The 1,045-nt window shown below is 55.6% G+C and carries 1 rRNA gene; it reads right to left on the reverse strand.

The annotated features are described in order from the left end of the window. Window positions 1-1,045: ribosomal RNA gene (locus J2X42_RS23335) — 23S ribosomal RNA — on the reverse strand; the annotation flags it as partial.

The raw sequence follows: 1,045 nt of genomic DNA on the forward strand, positions 1-1,045 counted from the left end.
CGGGACAACCATCGCCCGGCTTGGCTACCTTCCTGCGTCACACCTGTTAATACGCTTGCCTCCCAGGATCAGGTCCTGCGCTCCACCAAAACCCTTCACCCACAAGGGGTGTCGGGCAGGTCTCGGGCAGTTAGTATCCCCTGTTCAGCATGGGCGGTTTTTCGCCGGTACGGGAATATCAACCCGTTGTCCATCGACTACGCCTGTCGGCCTCGCCTTAGGTCCCGACTTACCCAGGGCAGATTAGCTTGACCCTGGAACCCTTGATCATTCGGCGGACGGGTTTCTCACCCGTCTTTCGCTACTCATGCCTGCATTCTCACTCGTGTAGGCTCCACCGCTGGTTTACACCGCGACTTCACTGCCCACACGACGCTCCCCTACCCATCCAGACGCCTGAACCACAAGGGCTTAGCTAATATCTGAATGCCACAACTTCGGCGGTGTACTTGAGCCCCGCTACATTGTCGGCGCGGAATCACTTGACCAGTGAGCTATTACGCACTCTTTTAAGGATGGCTGCTTCTAAGCCAACCTCCTGGTTGTCTTCGCAACTCCACATCCTTTCCCACTTAGCACACGCTTAGGGGCCTTAGTTGGTGGTCTGGGCTGTTTCCCTCTCGACTATGAAGCTTATCCCCCACAGTCTCACTGCTGCGCTCTCACTTACCGGCATTCGGAGTTTGGCTGACGTCAGTAACCTTGTAGGGCCCATTAGCCATCCAGTAGCTCTACCTCCGGTAAGAAACACGCAACGCTGCACCTAAATGCATTTCGGGGAGAACCAGCTATCACGAAGTTTGATTGGCCTTTCACCCCTACCCACAGCTCATCCCCTCCATTTTCAACTGAAGTGGGTTCGGTCCTCCACGACGTCTTACCGTCGCTTCAACCTGGCCATGGGTAGATCACTTCGCTTCGGGTCTAGATCACGCCACTGCAACGCCCTATTCAGACTCGCTTTCGCTACGGCTTCCCCACACGGGTTAACCTCGCGACGTAACACTAACTCGCAGGCTCATTCTTCAAAAGGCACGCCGTCACA

It is taken from the genome of Arthrobacter sp. BE255 (assembly GCF_031457335.1).
Classification (GTDB): domain Bacteria; phylum Actinomycetota; class Actinomycetes; order Actinomycetales; family Micrococcaceae; genus Arthrobacter.